Origin of the sequence: Thermosynechococcus sp. M3746_W2019_013 (assembly GCF_015296045.1) — a bacterium.
In the GTDB taxonomy this organism is placed as follows: domain Bacteria; phylum Cyanobacteriota; class Cyanobacteriia; order Thermosynechococcales; family Thermosynechococcaceae; genus Thermosynechococcus.
In genome coordinates this window covers 51748-69425 of the sequence record NZ_DVDW01000022.1, presented here as the reverse complement: position 1 = coordinate 69425, position 17678 = coordinate 51748, and the positions used below count along the sequence as shown (strand labels likewise).

Here is a 17678-nt window from a genome sequence, read left to right as displayed (position 1 = left end):
AACGCACTGAGGAGCGGGTAGAGGAACTTGCCCAAGCCCAAAAACGTACTGAGGAGCGGGTAGAGGAACTTGCCCAAGCCCAAAAACGTACTGAAGAACGGGTGGATCAGCTAGCTGTTGCTGTAGATCGGCTGTCTGCTGCCCAAGAGCGCACAGAAAGGGCAGTGAAACAACTGGCGCGGCAGGTGGGAGGTCTCAGTGAAGCCCTCGGTGGCTCCCTGGAGGACTTGGCTTTGGAAGTAGTGCCAGAAATTCTAGAGTATCGTTGGGGGATAGAGATTGAGTTTTGCGATCGCGACACCCTGCCCCTGCGCAACAATGGCGAGTATGAGTTTGATTTAGTGATTCGCGCTCAGGTGGAGGGGCGTCCTGTATTGGTGCTAGGAGAGGTGAAAAGCAACATTACCGAATCAGAGGTGGAACGATTCTTGAACCTTGTGGCTCAGGTAGAGGCCAGTGAGGAGATTCGTCCCCTCTTTTTTGGCTATCGCTTGGAACGGGCCGCCAAGGATTTGATTCGAGAACGGGGCGCCGTCATGATCACAACACGGGGTAAATACTTCCCTGAATGAGCCTTGTCAGAATTCCTGGGTTGAGCAACCATAGGTGACAACCAACAGTTCACTAACCTTACCGCGTTTATGGCCATTGGAGTTGATGACACGGCTGGCCTTAAGTTCAATGCAACGCCAACAGCGATAGAGTTGCAGCATGGGTTCAACCCAGGCATTGCTAAGCATGACGTAGCATCCCCGCTGAGCCAACTCAGCGACAACCTGAGCTAGGGCAATCTGCTCTGCCTCGCCAAAGGGCTGATCGGTGTAACTGGTGAAACTGGCTGTTTTGGAAAGAGGATAATAAGGTGGATCAAAGTAAATAAAGTCTCCCGCCGCTGCCCAAGTTAAGACCTCTTGAAAATCGGCCACACTCAGCGTCACGTCTTGGAGGGCAATACTCGCCTGACGCAGAGCCTCAGGATCAAAAATCTGGGGATTGCGATAACGCCCCATAGGAACGTTGAACCGCCCCGCACGATTAACGCGATAGAGGCCGTTAAAACAGGTTTTGTTCAGATAGATCAAGCGAGCGGCACGGGTCAGGGGATCAAGTTGCTGTTGATCCCAACTCCGAATGTGATAGTAAAAGGCTTCACTGTGCTGTTGTCGATATTCTGTGAGTTTCTGAATCAGGTCCTCAACACGATCGCGCACGATTTGGTAGCAATTAATAAGCTCAGGATTGCGATCGCTCAACCGCGCCTGCTGAAATTGAAACTGCCCTTGCTGGGTTTGGCCAAAGAGATACCAATAGAGCGCTGCACTACCACAAAATGGCTCAGCATAACAGCGACATTGACGAGGTAAGTAGGGGGCCATTTGGCTCAGTAATTGGGACTTGCCCCCCGCCCACTTGAGAAACGGCCTCGGGTTGAGGATCGTTGCTGTTCCCACTAGGCCGGTGGAAACAGGATGAACAACAGCCCCTGCTGCCCCACGAGTAATTCCCGAAGGAGTGTAACAATACCCACCCAAATAATCGGGCTAATATCGACTCCCCCGAGAGGCGGCACAATGCGGCGGGTGGGTGCCAGCACCGGCTCTGAGAGCCAGTAAATCACTTTCAATGGCCCCTGGGTGAGGCTAATCTGTGGGTACCACGTGAGGACAATCCGCACCAAAAAGATCAGGGTAAAAATGGCGAGGATGATTCCCAGTACCCAATTGACCACAACAACAGCAGGCATTGGCATTGATTACGCTATCCCGAACTATTATCCCAAAAAATGATCAAGGGCAGCTTTGAGTTCGGCGAGTTCCTGATCAATGCGCCCCTCTTGAGCCGCATGGGTAACACACTTATCTAAGTGTTCATCTAGAATTAATCGTGCCACCCGATCCAATGCTCCCCGCACGGCGGCAATTTGAATCAGCACCTCGGGGCAAGGACGACTATCCTGCACCATCGTTTTGATGCCGCGCACATGTCCCTCAATCCGCGAAAGCCGATTGACAATTGCCCGCAGGGATTCTTCACTGTGATGATGGGGATGGGAATGCACAGAAGGGGAAAAATGGGAATGGGATTCAGTGCTCACGGCAAACCGTCCTAAACAATCAGTCCAACGATCAGCAGATACCTCAAGAAGCCAACCAAACTAGGGCATGGTTACCCCCCGGTGATTGGGTAAATTCACCAAGCGTTGGCAATTCATGGCCGCCAGGTGTTGGCGCTGAGCAGGGGTGAGATCTTGCTGGATTCCTAAAGCAGCCGCAAAACGTCTCCGTTGCAGCATCTGCTGTAAGCTCATCACCAAGTCAAATCGTTGCTGAAGTTCAGCTGTGGGGGCACCGGCCACGAAGAATTTCTCTAGGTGTTCTTTAGTCGTGTTCAATGCCACCTGTTGCACTTTTTGCCTATACCGTTCGTTGATCGCCTGCATGTGTTGGGCTTGCTGAGATCTCAGGTTGAAGCGCTCCCGCCATTTGGGCAAGGGAGCAGCAGCCGCCCCTAAACTGATCAAAGAGATAACGATTGTGGCACCTCCCCAGAGCAACGGCTGGCGTAAAGACATTGATGATTCCTCGCACGGAACAGCAACCAATGGCTGCACAGCAATTGTAGCAAACTTGCTAGTTGCGCTTGGTTTTGGGCATGAATATTACGGCTCATTTCTCAGTTCTTCAGTGGCCCTCTGCCTTGGGCTTCACTCCTGTAACTGTTGCTCCTAGGGAAGTCGTGATAGTATCGGGACACATCCCCTGCAAGACTCAATGGACGAAGCAACGTGACAGAACCAATTTTTTGGTTGGCGGTGTCACTGGTATTGGTGGCCGTATGCTTGGCAGCCGTTCTGGTTGCTGCAATTCCGGCATTTATGGAGTTAGCACGGGCTGCTCGCAGTGCTGAAAAGCTCTTTGATACCTTGGGGCGTGAACTTCCCCCTACCCTAGAAGCAATTCGCTTGACGGGTCTAGAGATTAGCGATCTCACCGACGACATTAGCCAAGGGGTAGAAAGTGCTGGGAACGTGGTCAAGCAGGTGGATCAAGGGATTGCAGCGGCAAAACGCCAAGTCCAAGAGGTGAAAGTGACCACCCGGAGTGTCTTTGCTGGGGTAAAAGCTGCATGGCAAACGTGGAATCGTCCCAGTCGCAAACCTTCGCGGCTGCCCTCGAGTCAACTGTCACCGCCCCCAGAGCGATCGCCCCAAGAACGCCGTGAGCAGGCCAAGGAAAGCTGAATCATCCCTTGGCGTAGGGTCGCCACTGGCTCAGCCCCTAGCTTTAGTTGATACTCCGTGGCTAAGAGAATCTGTAAACAGGTCTGAAGGGCAGGCAGAGCAACAGCGTTTACTTCTTTTTGCAAGAAATAGACCCGTTTCGGATTTCCGACCTCAGCTAGCTTGGCAATCCGTTGATTGTCCCGCTCATGGCTGAGCAACTTGACCCACAACCAGGTGCGAAATTGTTTCGTCAGGGTAGCCAAAAGGCGCAACGGGGGTTCATTTTGTAGCAGCAAGTCCTCCAGTTGGGTCAGGGCAGCAGCTGTATCTCCCCGCAGCAGGGTACTGGCAAGGGTGAGGCTGCTTTGTTGGGTGGCATGAACAAGGGTTGTGATGTCTTCAGCGGTAAGGGGGCGATCGCCCGCAAACAAAGCCAATTTCTCTAGTTCGTTGTGGAGTTGGCGGCTGTCATTACCCACGGCCGCTGCCAGCAGTTGTACCCCTTCCGGGGGCAGGTGCAGCTGATAGCGTTGAGCTGCCTCACGGATCTGCTGTTCAATCTCAGCGGTTTTCCAAGCGGCAATTGGACTAAATTCCTGAATGTTGCCATGCTGCTGCAGCAGCTTGACAGCTTTACTGCGGCTGTCGGGTTTTTGGGTACTGGTGAGGAGCAAATGACAGTTCGGGGGAATTTGCGGCAAGGTCAGTTCTAAATCGGCAAGTAGTTCCGCACTACAGCGTTGACCCAGTGTCGTATTCACCAGCCACACCAAGCGATCGCCCCCTCCCAAGGGCGGCGTCATCACCTGTGCTAACGCAGCTTGAACAGCTTCGGCCTCCTCCCCAGCAAATTTCTCGAAGTTAAAACCCTCCCAAAGGGGATCAACGACCTGTTGCCGTAGGTTTTTGACGGCCTGCTCGAGTTGGAATTGATCCTCCCCCCAGTAGAAGTAAACGGGCATGATGCGGAAATTTTCCCTCATCCACTAGGATAAAGACATTGTGGCGGAGAATTTAAGGAAATGCTGCAATCTTGTTCCCGATGGCCATCCCGCCTTTTGGTAATAGGTACACTGGGAGTAGGGTTAGCAATTGCTCCCCTTTTCTGGCGACCCGCAGACTCCCAACAAACCCCTTCCCAAGCCCTCACCATCTTGGCTGATGTACAGCAAGCAAATGCAATCACGGGGGTGATTACCGCCCGGGGCAATGTGCAACTGCGTTACCCTGCCCGCCAAATTCAGGCCACGGCGGCACAGGCACAATACTTCAGCCGTGAGGGGCGCATTGTCCTCAGTGGGAATGTGTATGTTTTGCAACAGGGGAACAGTCTTCGGGCCGATACCATCACCTATCTTATTGAGGAAGCAAAATTTGTCGCTCTACCCGCCCCCAGCCGCCAAGTCGAATCTATTTTAATGATCCCAGATGACCCTAACCAACAAATTCTTACACCTGTGCAGCCCTAGCGGGCGGTTTGCACTACCGACCACGCTTCGCCTAGAGGGAGTATGTAAACGGTATGGCAGTCGCTGGGTGGTGGATCATGTCAGTCTCTCGGTGGCACGGGGAGAAGTGGTGGGTCTGCTGGGGCCCAATGGTGCAGGAAAAACGACAACCTTTTACATGGCCACGGGGATTGAACGACCGGATGAGGGTCGAGTATGGCTGGATGATGAGGATATTACCCATGCTCCCCTACATCAGCGGGCACGGCGGGGCATTGGCTATCTGCCCCAAGAACCAAGTATCTTTCGCCAGTTGACGGTTGCTGAAAATATTCTCTTGGTTTTAGAGGAAACAGGAGTGCCTCGGCGGCAGTGGCGCGATCGCTTGGATCAACTGCTGACTGAATTTCGGCTAACCCATATTGCCCACACCCTCGGTCGGCGAGTCTCAGGGGGAGAACGGCGGCGCACCGAACTAGCCCGTGCCTTGGCAGCAGGTCCCCAAGGCCCCAGTTTTTTACTGCTCGATGAGCCCTTTGCGGGGGTAGATCCCATTGCCGTGCATGACCTCCAGGACATGATTGCGAAGCTGCGCGATCGCCAAATCGGCATTCTCATTACCGATCACAATGTGCGGGAAACACTGGAAATTATTGACCGCGCCTACATTTTACGGGAAGGGCAGATTTTAGCTGCCGGGAATAGCTGGGAATTGGCACAGGATGCCAAAGTGCGGCAATACTACCTTGGTGAGGATTTTCGTTTCTAGGCATGATTAGAGCACCGCGGCAGATCTGGCTGCCGACCCTTCCCAAGCTGGATCAGTATCTTTTCTCGCTACTACTGCCGGGGTTTATTTTTGGCCTCACCGTCTTTACCACCTTGGCGTTGACCGTCGGCACGATTTTTGATCTGGTGCGGCAAGTCGCCGATGCTCAACTGCCCCTAGCGATTTTGCTGCAATTGATTGGTTATCAACTGCCTGCCGTCTTGGTCTTGGTCTTTCCCATGGCTGTGCTACTGGCGGTTGTGGGGGCGATGAGTCGGCTCTCGGAGGAAGGGGAGTGGATTGCCCTGCGCAGTGTGGGCATTTGTCTGGCCCGTGTCCTCATACCTGTGGTGGTTTTTGCTCTATTTGTGAGTGGGTTGACCCTCGCGCTGAATGAAACAGCGGTACCGATCGCCAAGTATGAATCGCAAAAACTCATGCGCGAGTTACTGCAGCAGGAGCGCACCCTTGGCTCAGGCACCGATATTTTCTACCCTGAGTACGATCGCCACGGGAATGTGCGGCGACTGTATTATGGGCATCGCTTTGATGGCAGCCGCATTCAGGGGATCACGGTTTTGGATTTTTCGGAACCGCAGGTGACTCAGGTCATTAGTGCTGAATCCGCTGAGTGGAATGTACGTGAGAGTCGCTGGTTACTCTCTCGGGGAATAGCCTATCTAATTAGCCACACGGGGGTCAGCCGCAATCTCTTGCAATTTGACCAACAGGAGATCCGCTTGCCTCGGCCTGCCCAATCCCAGCCACTGCGGCCCACAGATGTGAATGAGCTCTCGATCACCCAAACCCGCCGTGCCCTGCAACGTCTCGATCCCGATCAAGAGCCAGAACTGGTGCGTGCCCTCAAGGTTCATTTGGCTCAGTCCCATGCTCAGCCTTTTTTGGCCGTGGTCTTTGCCCTTTTAGGGGTGGGGTTTGGCCTCAGTCCCTCCCAACGGCGGGGGCGGCAGGGATTTGGCATTAGTGTGGCGGTGGTGTTTGGTCAGTACGTGCTTACGTTTTTCCTCGGTGCACTGGGGACGATTGGCACCCTCTCGCCCCTGGCGGCGGCGTGGTTGCCCCACAGTATTGGCTTGGTGGTGGCGATCGCCCTACTGTGGCGTGCGGATCGCAGCTAGAGAGTTATGATGAAAGAAGTGCTGATTGCTCATCCATGCCGCAAACGTTTGATCTTCACGTTGTTGAGACGCGACCCTTGTTGACGCCTGCTACCCTGCTGGCGGATTTACCGCTGACTGAATCCCAAGCTACCCTTGTGGCCACCACTCGCGATCGCATTCGTGACATTTTCAAGGGGCGCGATCGCCGCCTACTCGTCATTGTGGGGCCTTGTTCAATTCATGATGTCAAGGCAGCGCTGGAATATGGGGAAAAGTTGGCTCGGGTGCGCGATCGCCTGCAGGATAGTCTTGAAATTGTTATGCGGGTTTACTTTGAAAAACCACGGACCTCTGTAGGTTGGAAAGGCCTCATCAACGATCCGCACCTCGATGGCAGCTATGATATCAACACTGGGCTACGCCTCGCCCGCAAGCTACTGCTGGATTTGGCCAACTTGGGAATACCCGCCGCTACAGAATTACTCGATCCGATCATTCCCCAGTACATTGCCGACGTTGTCAGTTGGACAGCTATTGGTGCTCGCACCACCGAAAGCCAAACTCACCGTCAAATGGCGTCGGGTCTTTCGATGCCCGTAGGCTTCAAAAATGGCACTGATGGTCACTTAGATTCTGCGATTAATGCCATGATCGCGGCACAGCAGTCACACCATTTTCTGGGAATTAATGCTGAAGGCCGTGCCAGTATTGTTGCCACCACCGGGAATCCTGATACTCACCTTGTGTTGCGCGGCGGTAAAGACGGCCCCAACTATTCTGCGGCCCACATCGAGATGGCTGCTGCACTCTTAGAGCGCAAGGGACTCACACCTCGGCTAATGGTAGACTGTAGCCATGCCAACGCCGCCAAAGACGCCCAACGCCAAGTGCTAGTGTGTGAGAATCTCGCCCAGCAGGTGCAGCAAGGTTCCCGTTATTTAGCGGGTGTGATGATCGAGAGCCATCTCAAGGCGGGTAATCAACCAATTCCCAAAGATCTCTCACAGTTGGTCTATGGCCAAAGTGTTACCGATCCCTGCGTCGACTTTGCGACAACAGTAACGATGCTCGAGCAATTGGCGAGTGCCGTAGGATCCCAACTGGTCGCCAGATAACCGGATCGCCTCCCAAAGGAAGAGAAGCTAGTTACTGGTCTGTTGGGGAGGTAGCTTCAATGAGAAGAATTCTTCCGCATCTTTGAGGATTTGAAAGACCTTGTCCATGCTCGTGAGTTCAAAGAGCATCATCATTTGTTTGGGAATATTACATAGGTAAAGCTGTCCCCCACCTGCACGGACAGTTTTCAGGGCCACAACAAGAGCACCCAAGCCAGAACTGTCAATAAAGGTAACATTCCCACAATCCAGCAATAGAGCTTTAGTCCCCCCTTGAACCAGCTCACTAATGGTTTGACGAAATTCCTGAGCTTGTGGACCACCAAAGACCCCAGACAGCTTGATCACTTCGACAGTGTTGGCCATAACAGGACGACGGAAAGGAGTTCCCCGCTAGTATACAGCCTTTTTTCACAGAGATTCGCAAGGGAGCAAACACATAACCGCCCTTTACTTCGCTCCAGAAATGGCGGGCTCTGTGAAATTTTGTGGAGCGAGCGTAACAAGCCGTAGTAATCATAGTAGGCTTAACTCTAGCCGTTGAGAAATTTTTAGGACGATAACTCATGGTGCAACGTGGTTCTAAAGTCAAGATTCTCCGCCCTGAATCCTACTGGTACAACGAAGTGGGCACCGTCGCCTCTGTGGATCAGACCCCCGGCGTCAAATACCCTGTGATTGTGCGCTTCGACAAAGTCAATTACACGGGCTACAGCGGCAGTGCCAGCGGTGTGAACACGAATAACTTCGCGCTCCACGAAGTGCAGGAAGTGGCTCCTCCCAAAAAAGGTAAATAGTTTCTGGGATCGTGCCGGAATTACCAGAAGTTGAAACAGTACGTCGTGGGCTAGAAGTCGTCACCCTTGAACAACCTATTGTTGAGGTTAACGTACTTCTAGCCCGTTCTATTGCCCTTCCCAAACAGCCGCAAGCGTTCATCGATCGCTTGCGCGATCGCGCCATTGAACAGTGGCAACGACGGGGCAAGTACCTTTTGGCCAACCTAGATGACGGCAGTCGCCTCGTGATTCATCTGCGCATGAGTGGCCAGTTGTTGTGGCTAACCACTCCCCAGCCCCCCTGTCCCCATACGCGTGTGCGCTGGTTTTTCCCAACGACGGCAGAACTCCGCTTTGTGGATCAACGAACTTTTGGTCGCTGTTGGTGGGTTCCTGCACACTGCCGCCCAGAGAAAGCAATTCCCGCGCTGGCCACCTTGGCACCGGAACCCCTGAGTGAGGCTTTTACAGTGGCATTCTTGGCGGCCCGGCTGGCTCAGTGTCGTCGCTCTATTAAAACGGCGCTCTTGGATCAAACTATTGTTGCGGGCATGGGCAATATCTATGCCGATGAGAGTCTTTTTTTGAGTGGTCTGCACCCCGCCCTACCCACCAATACCCTAACCATTGAGCAGATTGTTCGCCTCCACCAGGTCATTCGCCAAGTGCTGAGGGCAGGAATTGCAGCGGCGGGCACGACAATTCGTAGCTTTGTCACGCCGGCGGGGGTGAATGGTCGCTATGGGGCTCAAGCATGGGTTTATGGTCGCAAAGGGGAGGCCTGCCGCGTCTGTGGCACAACCATTGAACGGCTGCGCTTGGCAGGGCGCTCCAGTCACTATTGTCCCCAGTGTCAGCCACTGTTTTCGGCAATGGGCAAGTAAAGGGTGAGAATTTCTCCCGCTTGGCGATCGCGCCGTTGAATCACCTTAGCGCCAACTGCTTCAATGAGGAGTTTTGCCGCCTGAAAGTTCAGACTCACTTGTCCGGTCGCCGGATGCCAGAGGAGGAGGTGCCCCAAGGCAGCAAGATCACTGCGGTGCTTGTACTGGGGCGATCGTAATTCTAGCTTCACGTGCTGTCCTGCCCGCTGCACCACCAATTGCAGTTCACTCTCCGAGGCAAGGGTTTGGCTATAGTATTCCACTAACCCAGTCAAGACCTGGTCTAAGGAGGCTGGATCACTGAGGACAACGGGTAAGTTGGGCGGATAATCTAGCACTAATTTGACCTGACGCCGCGCCGCCTGTTTTTGCCAGCGAGCCAAGTTGGTTGTCAAGAGTTCCGCCAAGTGGGTCTGCCCAAAAGCAAGGCGGGGTTTGGGGTTAGGACTGGTGAAGATTTCAGCAGCATCACTCAGGAGATTAAAGCGGCTGATTTGATCTTGAATCTCTTGACCAATCTTTTGCAGATACTGGTATGTGCGCTGAGGGAGATTCTCTTGCCGTTGTAGCAATTGGATAAGGGTATTAATGGTGGTGAGGGGGGTACGCACCTCGTGGGAGAGGGCTTGGAGCAGCGGAATGTCAGGGGCCATGGGGATAGAAGTTACAGGCAGGGGCGTGGTCTCCGGTTGACTATAGTCCAGCAGCCATTGACCAAATTGACTCACCAAGCGATAGCTCGGGGGTACCATCTCCACGCTGGCAAACCACTGATCAATGGCGTGGAGATCGCTTAAGGGAAGTTGCTGCCGCAACTGCTGCCAAAAAGCATGAATTTCCTCAGGGGCAAAGGAAAAGTGCAGTCCTTGCTCCCTTTGATAAACCAGCAAAAGATTCACCTCTGGACTTAGAAGCAAGCAAAAGGGACTCATCCCCCCCTGAACTAGGGGCAAAAGGGTCATTGCCGGTAGAGCAGAATTGGCCTCTGACGGCGGCAAGGAGGGAAGCGATCGCCCCTGGGGAATGAGGACATAGGTTTTTAAGGGACAGTCTTGAAGAATAAGGCTGGGGAAAGAAACTAAAAAGCCCTCAATGGGATGTATCACTGCCAATAATTTTTCTAAGGCAGCAACCCCCGCTTGCCACTGCCAAAAGCGATCGCTGGCACGGGTATCATAACGATCAATGGTGGAATGCGAGCGCCCCATAGCAGCCCATGCAACGTCCCCAACTGCCTTGACCATAGCCCCAACGTTTCCGATTCGCCTAGGGTTAAAACCGAACTTAGGCGGGGATGATGCCGTACAGATCGTAAATATCAGCAGCAGTAATTTCTACGGGGACAATCGTGCCTAGGGTAGCGGCTCCCTTGACATAGACAACCCCATCCACATCCGGGGCAAATCGGGGCGATCGCCCAATGAATTCCCCCGTTTGCGGGTTTTCCTGCTCAATGAGCACTGGCACGGTTTTACCCACTTCAGCGGCATTTTTGCGCTGGGCAATGGGTTGTTGCAGTGCCATGAGGCGATCGCGCCGCGCCAGTTTGATCTCCTCGGGAATCTGATCCGGCAGATCATAGGCAGTAGTCCCCTCCTCGGCGGAGTAGGTAAACACCCCCACATGGTCAAATTCATGCCGCTGCACAAACTGGCAGAGATGCTCAAACTGGCTCTCGGTTTCACCGGGAAAGCCCACAATAAAGGTCGTCCGCATCACTGCTTCCGGTAATTCCTGCCGCAGCCGTTCAATCAGGCGATCGTTAACCCCTGCTTGCCAAGGCCGATTCATCGCCCGTAGGACCTCGGGATGGGAATGTTGCAATGGCAAATCCAAATAGGGCAAGATGTTGGGGGTTTCTTGCATTGCTGCAATCACCTCAGGGGTTAGCCCAGTGGGATAAGCATAGTGCAAGCGAATCCACGGCACATCCACTTCGCCGAGGGCGCGAATCAGAGTCGCCAGTTGGGGTTGGCCATAACGATCCAGGCCGTAATTTGTCGTAATCTGGGAAACAATGATAATTTCTTGGACCCCCTCAGCCGCTAACTGGTGAGCTTCGCTAACAATGGACTCAATGGAGCGCGATCGCTGGTTGCCCCGCAGATGGGGAATGATACAAAAGGCACAACGATAGTCACAGCCCTCAGCAATCCGCAGATAGGCCACAGGCGCCGGCGTGGTGCGGTAGCGGGGAACGGTTTCATCGGCAATGTAGGTGGGCACCGCACTAATTTGCTGTACTCGCTCACCCGTTTCTACCCGCTCAATCACCTCCACAATGTGCTGGTAGTCGCCACTGCCGACAACGGCCACCGCCTCAGGCAGCTCTGCCAATAGTTCCCCTTGAAAATGCTGGGCTAAGCAGCCTGTGATTACAATTTTTTTATTGGCCTCCGCCAGCTCTACTAGGGTGCGCACCGACTCTTCGCGGGCGGCTTGAATAAAGCTACAGGTGTTGACAATGACGTAGTCGGCTTCGGTTTCATCGGTACCCACCCCATAGCCCGCTGCGGCCAGCAGACCAATCATGTGCTCCGTATCCACGCGGTTCTTATCACAGCCAAGGTGGGCAAAGGCAATTTTCGGTTTTGTTGGGTTTGGCATCTAAACAGGTCAGCACCATCTAACAGTAGGGGGTAATGTCTTCGCCGCACTCATCCGCTAAATAGGTGAGCGCGCGGAAGCGCAGCCCCACTAACTGATCATAAAGGGGATTGAGTTTACAGAGGGGGGGAATATGGACAATCTTGCGACCAAAGAGGGTAATGTCGCGCTCAAAGGGGCATTGGGGGGGAATCAGGCGGCAGAGAAAGCGAGCGACCTTGGCATCTTTGACCTCTAACCCATCCAGCCAATGGCGCACGGGATCCAACAGGCGCAGGGTTTGTTCATTGCTCCCGTGCTGACCATCAAGGGTATGTTTTAGGGACTCTAGGGCATCAATTTCTAGTCCTAAGGCGCTGCAGAAGCGTTGCAGTTCGGCATCCTCTGATTGGGAGTAAATGCCATTGGCAAGCGCCACCATCACGGCGGTACGCACAAAATTTTCGGCAAGGGCGCGATCGCCCCCAAAGGCTGCCACCAGTTCTGCGTCGGTGACGGGGGCAAAGTGATCAGTGTCAATTTCCGGAGCAATTTCCTCTTGAATCAGGCTTGCAATCAGTTGCTTCTCTTCCGGATCAAAATGACCATCGGCACAGGCAACGCTCAAAAGCCCCTTGATCCAAATGGCCGTTTGTTCCGGTGTGAGTTCAAGGGTAGATGCTGCGGTGGTTGCCATAGAGGTTACCCCAAGAGTGCTGCTCACTACGACTGTACTCTAGGTCTTGGCCTTCCGTGCCACCCTCAGCCACAGAGAAAATCCTTGCTACAATTGACGAAGTTTTGTTAAGCACTGTGTCACGGCCTTGACTGTTTCGCTGTTGCCCTCCACCTGCTCAACCCCTTGGTATGCCCTTGATCCCATTTGGCAGGGGGATGCGGCGGCGATCGCCCAAGGACTGCCCCATGATCTTTTAGCGCCGGCGTGGCAAATCCTGATTCTGGGGGATGGCTCCCCCACTCGCCACTTGCAACTGCTGACTGGCGAAACCACGGAAGTGGATGTGATTGATATGTCGGCCATTGGCCATGCCAGCGATCGCGCCCCCGCGCAACTGCAACTAATTCCCGGCCCACGGCTCCGGCGTCAAGTGTGGCTACGCACAGCGTCGGGTCAACGCTTGGCCTATGCCACCTCCTGGTGGGAAGCCGCCCATGTGGATGAGTATTTGCAAAACCGTGCCATGCCCATTTGGACAAACCTCGCCCAGCGCAAGGTGGAGCTTTATCGGGACATTCAGGCGGTGTATCTAGGCCACTCTGAAACGTTGGCGGCAGCCTTTGGGGAAGCAGGACCCTTTTGGGGACGCCATTACCTCTTTTGGCACGATCGCCGTCCCATTACCCTCATCTATGAAGTCTTTTCTCCCTACCTCTGCCGTTACCTTGGCCCGATGGGAAGTGCAGCCTATTGGGCAAATGCAGACCCAACATTAGCCTAAGGCGGGTGTTTCCGTAACGTTTTGTAAATATAATATGAAAAGATTTTTGTCCCCCTAAGGGACTGGGTTCATCTTCGTCAGTTAGGGTAGCGTTATTCATGCGAGTTGCAATTGCCGGCGGTGGCTTAGCGGGCTTAGCCTGTGCCAAGTATCTAGTGGATGCAGGACACACCCCGATTGTGTTTGAGCGTGCCAATGTTCTTGGGGGCTTGGTGGCGGCATGGCAGGATGCCGATGGCGATTGGGTGGAAACAGGCTTGCACGCCTTTTTTGGCGCCTACCCCAATATGCTGCAACTCCTAGAGGAATTGGGGATTAGCGATCGCCTACAATGGAAACGCCATGCCCTGATTTTTAACCAACCGGAAAAGCCAGGGGTCCTCTCGTGGTTTGATGTCCCGGATATTCCTGCCCCCTTTAATGTGCTGCTCTCCATTTTGCGCAACAACGATATGCTGACGTGGGAGCAGAAGTGCCGCTTTGCCTTGGGGCTGTGGCCAGCGATTGTGCGCGGCCAAAAATACGTCGAGGCAATGGATCAGTACACCCTTCTAGAGTGGCTACAACGCCAAGGGATCGATGAGCGGGTAAACTCCGACATTTTTATTGCGGCTTCCAAGGCACTCACCTTCCTGAACCCCGATGAAGTCTCGGCCACGATTCCCCTGACGGCGATGAACCGCTTCCTGCGGGAGCGCTATGGCTCAAAAATTGCTTTCTTGGATGGGGCACCCCCAGAACGGCTGTGTCAGCCCATTGTGGATTACGTGACAGCGCGGGGGGGTGAAGTCCATACCAATGTTGCCCTGCGGGAAATTGTTCTCAAGGAGGACCTTTCAGTGCAGAGTTTTGTGATGGCCGATCGCGAGGGACAACAGCGCTTTGAAGTGACTGCCGATGCCTACGTGTCGGCAATGTCTGTGGATGCGATTAAACTGTTGCTGCCGAAGCCGTGGCAAGACCTGCCTTTCTTCCAGAAGCTGAATGGCCTCGAAGGCGTCCCTGTGATTAACGTCCAAATCTGGTTTGATCGCAAATTGCCTACGGTGGATCACCTGCTCTTCTCGCGATCGCCTCTGCTGAGTGTTTATGCCGATATGAGCGAAACCTGCAAGGGCTATGCCGATCCCGCCAAGTCAATGCTAGAGCTGGTATTGGCGCCTGCCGCGGAGTGGATTGGTCGTAGTGATGAGGACATTATTGAGGCAACCCTTGCGGAACTGGCCAAGCTCTTCCCCAATCACCTACCGGAACCTGCTAAAGTGCTGAAAACAGCGGTGGTAAAAACCCCCCGCTCAGTCTATAAAGCCACCCCCGGCCGCCAAGCCTTTCGCCCGGATCAGGCCACGCCCATTCCTAACTTCTTCCTATCGGGGAGCTACACCCTGCAGCCCTACCTAGGGAGTATGGAAGGTGCCGTGCTTTCTGGTAAGCTGACAGCGCAGGCGATCGCGAAGCGGCTTGCAGAGAGCAACGCCCCACAGCCCCCCCAACCCTCTACTCAGACTGTCGCCAATGCTGCAACTGCCTAGAGCCGAGTACGTCCCTCCCCTGATTTCCCTCGACGAAGCCTACGAGTTGTGTCGTCAGGTCACTGCCACCTACGCCAAGACGTTTTACCTCGGCACACTGTTGATGCCCCTGGCCAAGCGCCGGGCCATTTGGGCGATTTACGTTTGGTGTCGACGCACCGATGAACTGGTGGATGGCCCGCAAGCAGCAACGACAACAATTGCCACCCTCGATGAATGGGAAGCCCGCCTTGAAGACATTTTTGCCGGTCGCCCCCACGATGGTATGGACTTGGCCTTGACGGCAACCCTGGAGCACTATCCCCTCGACATCCAACCCTTTCGGGACATGATTGCTGGGCAGCGGATGGACTTGCACCGCAGTCGCTATGAAACCTTTGCTGAGTTAGAACTCTACTGCTATCGCGTGGCTGGTACCGTTGGCTTAATGTCCCTTGGGGTGATGGGGGGAGACCCCTATAGCGATCGCCTCTGTGCCCCTTGGGTGGATCCCTATCGGGCCAAAGGTACCCTCAAGGATCAGGCCATTGCCCTTGGCATTGCCAATCAACTCACTAATATCCTGCGGGATGTGGGCGAAGATATGCGGCGGGGGCGTATCTATCTGCCCCTAGAGGACTTGGCTGCCTTTGACTACACCGAAGAAGACCTACAGCGCGGAGTCATTGACGATCGCTGGCGGGCACTAATGCGCTTTCAAATTCAGCGGGCACGGCAATTTTATCGAGAAGCAGAAGTGGGGGTTGCCTACCTCGAGCGGGATGCCCGTTGGCCCGTGTGGTCAGCGCTGATGCTCTATCGCCAGATTCTTGATGTCATCGAAGCTAACGATTACGATGTCTTTAATCGGCGCGCCTTTGTTTCTGACTGGCGCAAGCTGCTTTCTATTCCCATTTCTTGGTTCAAGGCCAGCTTCTAGGTACCATGGCAGATTTGTACGTAGATTGGGAAGAGTATCATCGTACAATTGAACGGTTGGCGATCGCCATCTATGAATCAGGATGGCAGTTCAATCAAATTCTCTGCCTGGCTAGGGGCGGCCTGCGGGTGGGGGACATTCTCAGCCGCCTCTTTAATCAACCCCTGGCAATTCTGGCAGTGTCCTCCTATGGCGGTGTCAATAATCAAGAGCGGGGTCGCCTTACCTTTGCGCAGGACTTAACGATGACCACCGCTACCCTGGGCAGCCATGTCCTTTTGGTGGATGATTTGGTGGACTCTGGTCTTTCATTGCAAAAAAGCCGGCGCTGGCTGGAGGTTAAATATGGTTTTGCAGTGGAGGAAGTGCGCACCGCTGTCCTCTGGTACAAAGCGGCCTCTTGCATTCGTCCGGACTACTACGTTCATTACCTGCCCGAAAATCCTTGGATCCATCAACCCTTTGAACGCTACGAACACCTGACAGCCGCTGATCTTGCTCAAACGCTAACCTCCTGTCCATGACGCCTACCCTCCCTCCACCTCTGCAATGGCAGCGTCGCCACGTCCTCTCCCTCCAAGACTTTACACTGGCGGAGCTGGATATTGTTTTGCAAACAGCACTGAGCTTTCAGGAAGTCCTGAATCGTCGCACCAAAAAAGTCCCCACCCTCCAAGCGCGGGTTGTGGCCAATCTCTTCTTTGAAAGCTCGACGCGCACTCGCAATAGCTTTGAACTGGCGGCCAAACGTCTTTCTGCCGATATTCTCAACTTTTCTCCTGGCACCTCAGCCCTCAACAAAGGGGAAACCATCCTGGATACCGCTAAGACCCTGTGGGCGATGGGGGCAGAATTCATGGTGATTCGCCATCAGCAGTCGGGCGTACCCCATACGATTGCTGCGGAAATGGATCGCCTGGGCGGCCAAGTGGCGGTTCTCAATGCCGGCGATGGCTTGCACGAGCATCCCTCCCAAGCGCTCCTTGATCTGTTTACCCTCTGCCAACTCTACGATCCGCGTCAGCCCCGCTGTGCCCTGTTGCAGGGAAAAAAAATTGCCATTGTTGGCGATATTCGTCATTCCCGCGTGGCGCGATCGAACCTCTATAGCCTCAAGACCGCTGGGGCCGATGTTCACTTGGCAGGGCCGCCCACCCTTTTGCCGCCAGAATTTGCAGACTATGGGGCAACCCTCCACTGGACGCTGGAACCCGCCCTAACCGATGCCGATATTGTCATGACCCTGCGCCTGCAACAGGAACGCATGGATCAGCACTTAATTCCCAGTTTGCGGGAATACCATCAACACTTTGGCATTACCCATGAGCGGCTGCGCCTGTGCCGACCCGATGTGCGAGTATTGCATCCGGGACCGGTGAATCGCGGTGTGGAATTGAGTTCGGCCTTACTGGATGATCCCCAGTTCAGCTTAGTGAATCAGCAGGTAGCCAGTGGGGTGGCAGTGCGGATGGCATTACTGTATTTGATGGGAACGTACCACGGAGTCAAGCCATGATTAGAGTAACGTTTCTGCCGGATCAGGTGTCTGTGGAAGCGGCAGCGGGTGAAGGTTGGCTGAGCGTGGCAGCACGCGCGGGGGTAGAGATTCCCACGGGTTGTCGCATGGGCAGTTGCGGTGCCTGTACCCTTGAACTGGAGGACGGCGCGGAAATTCGCGCCTGTATCTCCACGATTGCGGGCGATCGCGCCCCCGCCACTTTAGACGACTGCCCCCACATTACGGCTTATGTTTTTCGGGATCCCACCTGGTGAGGCAAGGCAAGCTTCGACAGTGGTCAAGACCAAATGGGAATCTATTCTATGAAGTGAATAGAAAATTCC

The 17678-nt window shown here is 54.2% G+C and carries 22 protein-coding genes and 1 pseudogene; 14 read left to right on the top strand and 9 right to left on the bottom strand.

Annotated elements, in window-relative coordinates; translation table 11 throughout:
- Window positions 1-572, top strand: a pseudogene (locus IGQ16_RS04545) (hypothetical protein); the annotation flags it as partial.
- 6 nt (window positions 573-578) lie between these two features.
- Here IGQ16_RS04545 and IGQ16_RS04540 read toward each other — a convergent pair.
- From IGQ16_RS04540 to IGQ16_RS04525, 4 genes are read right to left on the bottom strand one after another with little or no spacing between them, the layout of a single operon-like run.
- Window positions 579-1451 (bottom strand): DNA adenine methylase, encoded by an 873-nt coding sequence (locus IGQ16_RS04540; protein WP_024124632.1) that lies wholly within the window; start codon window positions 1449-1451, stop codon window positions 579-581.
- Entirely contained in the window at window positions 1451-1744 is a 294-nt protein-coding gene (locus IGQ16_RS04535) for a YggT family protein (RefSeq protein WP_041429070.1), read from the bottom strand. Before IGQ16_RS04535 ends, IGQ16_RS04540 begins: the two co-directional genes overlap by 1 nt.
- 27 nt (window positions 1745-1771) lie before the next feature.
- Window positions 1772-2095: a metal-sensing transcriptional repressor gene (locus tag IGQ16_RS04530; RefSeq protein ID WP_024124630.1), complete on the bottom strand. Its 324-nt coding sequence runs from the start codon at window positions 2093-2095 to the stop codon at window positions 1772-1774.
- A 60-nt stretch (window positions 2096-2155) separates the two neighbouring features.
- Window positions 2156-2572 carry a hypothetical protein gene (locus IGQ16_RS04525; protein ID WP_024124629.1) on the bottom strand — a complete coding sequence of 139 codons (417 nt, stop codon included), beginning with the start codon at window positions 2570-2572 and terminating at the stop codon, window positions 2156-2158.
- Window positions 2573-2785: 213 nt separating this feature from the next.
- Between IGQ16_RS04525 and IGQ16_RS04520 the strand changes: the two genes are divergently transcribed.
- Window positions 2786-3241: a hypothetical protein gene (locus tag IGQ16_RS04520; RefSeq protein ID WP_024124628.1), complete on the top strand. Its 456-nt coding sequence runs from the start codon at window positions 2786-2788 to the stop codon at window positions 3239-3241.
- Here IGQ16_RS04520 and holA read toward each other — a convergent pair.
- Window positions 3178-4185, bottom strand: coding sequence for a DNA polymerase III subunit delta (gene holA / locus IGQ16_RS04515; RefSeq protein WP_024124627.1), 1008 nt, complete (start codon window positions 4183-4185; stop codon window positions 3178-3180). The two genes, IGQ16_RS04520 and holA, sit on opposite strands and share 64 nt — an antisense overlap.
- Before the next feature lie 60 nt (window positions 4186-4245).
- Between holA and IGQ16_RS04510 the strand changes: the two genes are divergently transcribed.
- Genes IGQ16_RS04510 through IGQ16_RS04495 form a run of 4 tightly spaced genes read left to right on the top strand, consistent with a single transcriptional unit; the run spans window position 4246 to window position 7676 of the window.
- A complete protein-coding gene (locus IGQ16_RS04510; RefSeq protein ID WP_297060392.1) occupies window positions 4246-4692 on the top strand; it encodes an LptA/OstA family protein in 447 nt (148 codons plus the stop codon).
- Window positions 4652-5440 (top strand): LPS export ABC transporter ATP-binding protein, encoded by a 789-nt coding sequence (lptB, locus tag IGQ16_RS04505; protein ID WP_024124625.1) that lies wholly within the window; start codon window positions 4652-4654, stop codon window positions 5438-5440. Before IGQ16_RS04510 ends, lptB begins: the two co-directional genes overlap by 41 nt.
- Window positions 5441-5442: 2 nt before the next feature.
- Window positions 5443-6579 (top strand): LptF/LptG family permease, encoded by a 1137-nt coding sequence (locus IGQ16_RS04500; RefSeq protein WP_297040473.1) that lies wholly within the window; start codon window positions 5443-5445, stop codon window positions 6577-6579.
- A 35-nt stretch (window positions 6580-6614) separates the two neighbouring features.
- Window positions 6615-7676 (top strand): 3-deoxy-7-phosphoheptulonate synthase, encoded by a 1062-nt coding sequence (locus tag IGQ16_RS04495; RefSeq protein ID WP_024124623.1) that lies wholly within the window; start codon window positions 6615-6617, stop codon window positions 7674-7676.
- A 27-nt stretch (window positions 7677-7703) separates the two neighbouring features.
- Here the strand turns inward: IGQ16_RS04495 and IGQ16_RS04490 are convergent, their stop codons facing one another.
- Window positions 7704-8042, bottom strand: coding sequence for an STAS domain-containing protein (locus IGQ16_RS04490; RefSeq protein WP_024124622.1), 339 nt, complete (start codon window positions 8040-8042; stop codon window positions 7704-7706).
- A gap of 200 nt (window positions 8043-8242) precedes the next feature.
- Between IGQ16_RS04490 and IGQ16_RS04485 the strand changes: the two genes are divergently transcribed.
- A complete protein-coding gene (locus IGQ16_RS04485) occupies window positions 8243-8473 on the top strand; it encodes a photosystem I reaction center subunit IV (protein WP_011057407.1) in 231 nt (76 codons plus the stop codon).
- A gap of 11 nt (window positions 8474-8484) precedes the next feature.
- Entirely contained in the window at window positions 8485-9339 is an 855-nt protein-coding gene (locus IGQ16_RS04480; protein WP_024124621.1) for a DNA-formamidopyrimidine glycosylase, read from the top strand.
- On the opposite strand, the gene IGQ16_RS04475 is transcribed toward IGQ16_RS04480, so the two are convergent.
- The 3 genes from IGQ16_RS04475 to IGQ16_RS04465 form a co-directional block, all read right to left on the bottom strand.
- Window positions 9309-10547, bottom strand: coding sequence for a sensor histidine kinase KdpD (locus IGQ16_RS04475; RefSeq protein WP_024124620.1), 1239 nt, complete (start codon window positions 10545-10547; stop codon window positions 9309-9311). The genes IGQ16_RS04480 and IGQ16_RS04475 overlap by 31 nt on opposite strands.
- A 76-nt stretch (window positions 10548-10623) precedes the next feature.
- Window positions 10624-11946 (bottom strand): 30S ribosomal protein S12 methylthiotransferase RimO, encoded by a 1323-nt coding sequence (gene rimO, locus IGQ16_RS04470; RefSeq protein ID WP_297040464.1) that lies wholly within the window; start codon window positions 11944-11946, stop codon window positions 10624-10626.
- Between the two features lie 19 nt (window positions 11947-11965).
- Window positions 11966-12622, bottom strand: coding sequence for a Mo-dependent nitrogenase C-terminal domain-containing protein (locus tag IGQ16_RS04465; RefSeq protein WP_297060389.1), 657 nt, complete (start codon window positions 12620-12622; stop codon window positions 11966-11968).
- A 127-nt stretch (window positions 12623-12749) separates the two neighbouring features.
- Here IGQ16_RS04465 and IGQ16_RS04460 point away from each other — a divergent pair, with 127 nt between their 5' ends.
- The 6 genes from IGQ16_RS04460 (at window position 12750) to IGQ16_RS04435 (ending at window position 17609) form a co-directional block, all read left to right on the top strand.
- Entirely contained in the window at window positions 12750-13385 is a 636-nt protein-coding gene (locus IGQ16_RS04460; protein WP_024124617.1) for a chorismate lyase, read from the top strand.
- Between the two features lie 98 nt (window positions 13386-13483).
- The gene (gene pds / locus IGQ16_RS04455) at window positions 13484-14917 is read left to right on the top strand and encodes a 15-cis-phytoene desaturase (protein WP_024124616.1); all 1434 of its coding nucleotides are present in this window, start codon (window positions 13484-13486) and stop codon (window positions 14915-14917) included.
- Window positions 14901-15836 (top strand): phytoene synthase, encoded by a 936-nt coding sequence (locus IGQ16_RS04450; protein ID WP_024124615.1) that lies wholly within the window; start codon window positions 14901-14903, stop codon window positions 15834-15836. The genes pds and IGQ16_RS04450 overlap by 17 nt, the downstream gene beginning before the upstream one ends.
- A gap of 5 nt (window positions 15837-15841) precedes the next feature.
- Window positions 15842-16360, top strand: a complete 519-nt coding sequence (locus IGQ16_RS04445) for a phosphoribosyltransferase (protein ID WP_024124614.1) — start codon at window positions 15842-15844, stop codon at window positions 16358-16360.
- Window positions 16357-17352, top strand: a complete 996-nt coding sequence (locus IGQ16_RS04440; RefSeq protein ID WP_024124613.1) for an aspartate carbamoyltransferase catalytic subunit — start codon at window positions 16357-16359, stop codon at window positions 17350-17352. Before IGQ16_RS04445 ends, IGQ16_RS04440 begins: the two co-directional genes overlap by 4 nt.
- Window positions 17349-17609: a 2Fe-2S iron-sulfur cluster-binding protein gene (locus IGQ16_RS04435; RefSeq protein ID WP_297060387.1), complete on the top strand. Its 261-nt coding sequence runs from the start codon at window positions 17349-17351 to the stop codon at window positions 17607-17609. The genes IGQ16_RS04440 and IGQ16_RS04435 overlap by 4 nt, the downstream gene beginning before the upstream one ends.
- Window positions 17610-17678 lie beyond the last annotated feature (69 nt).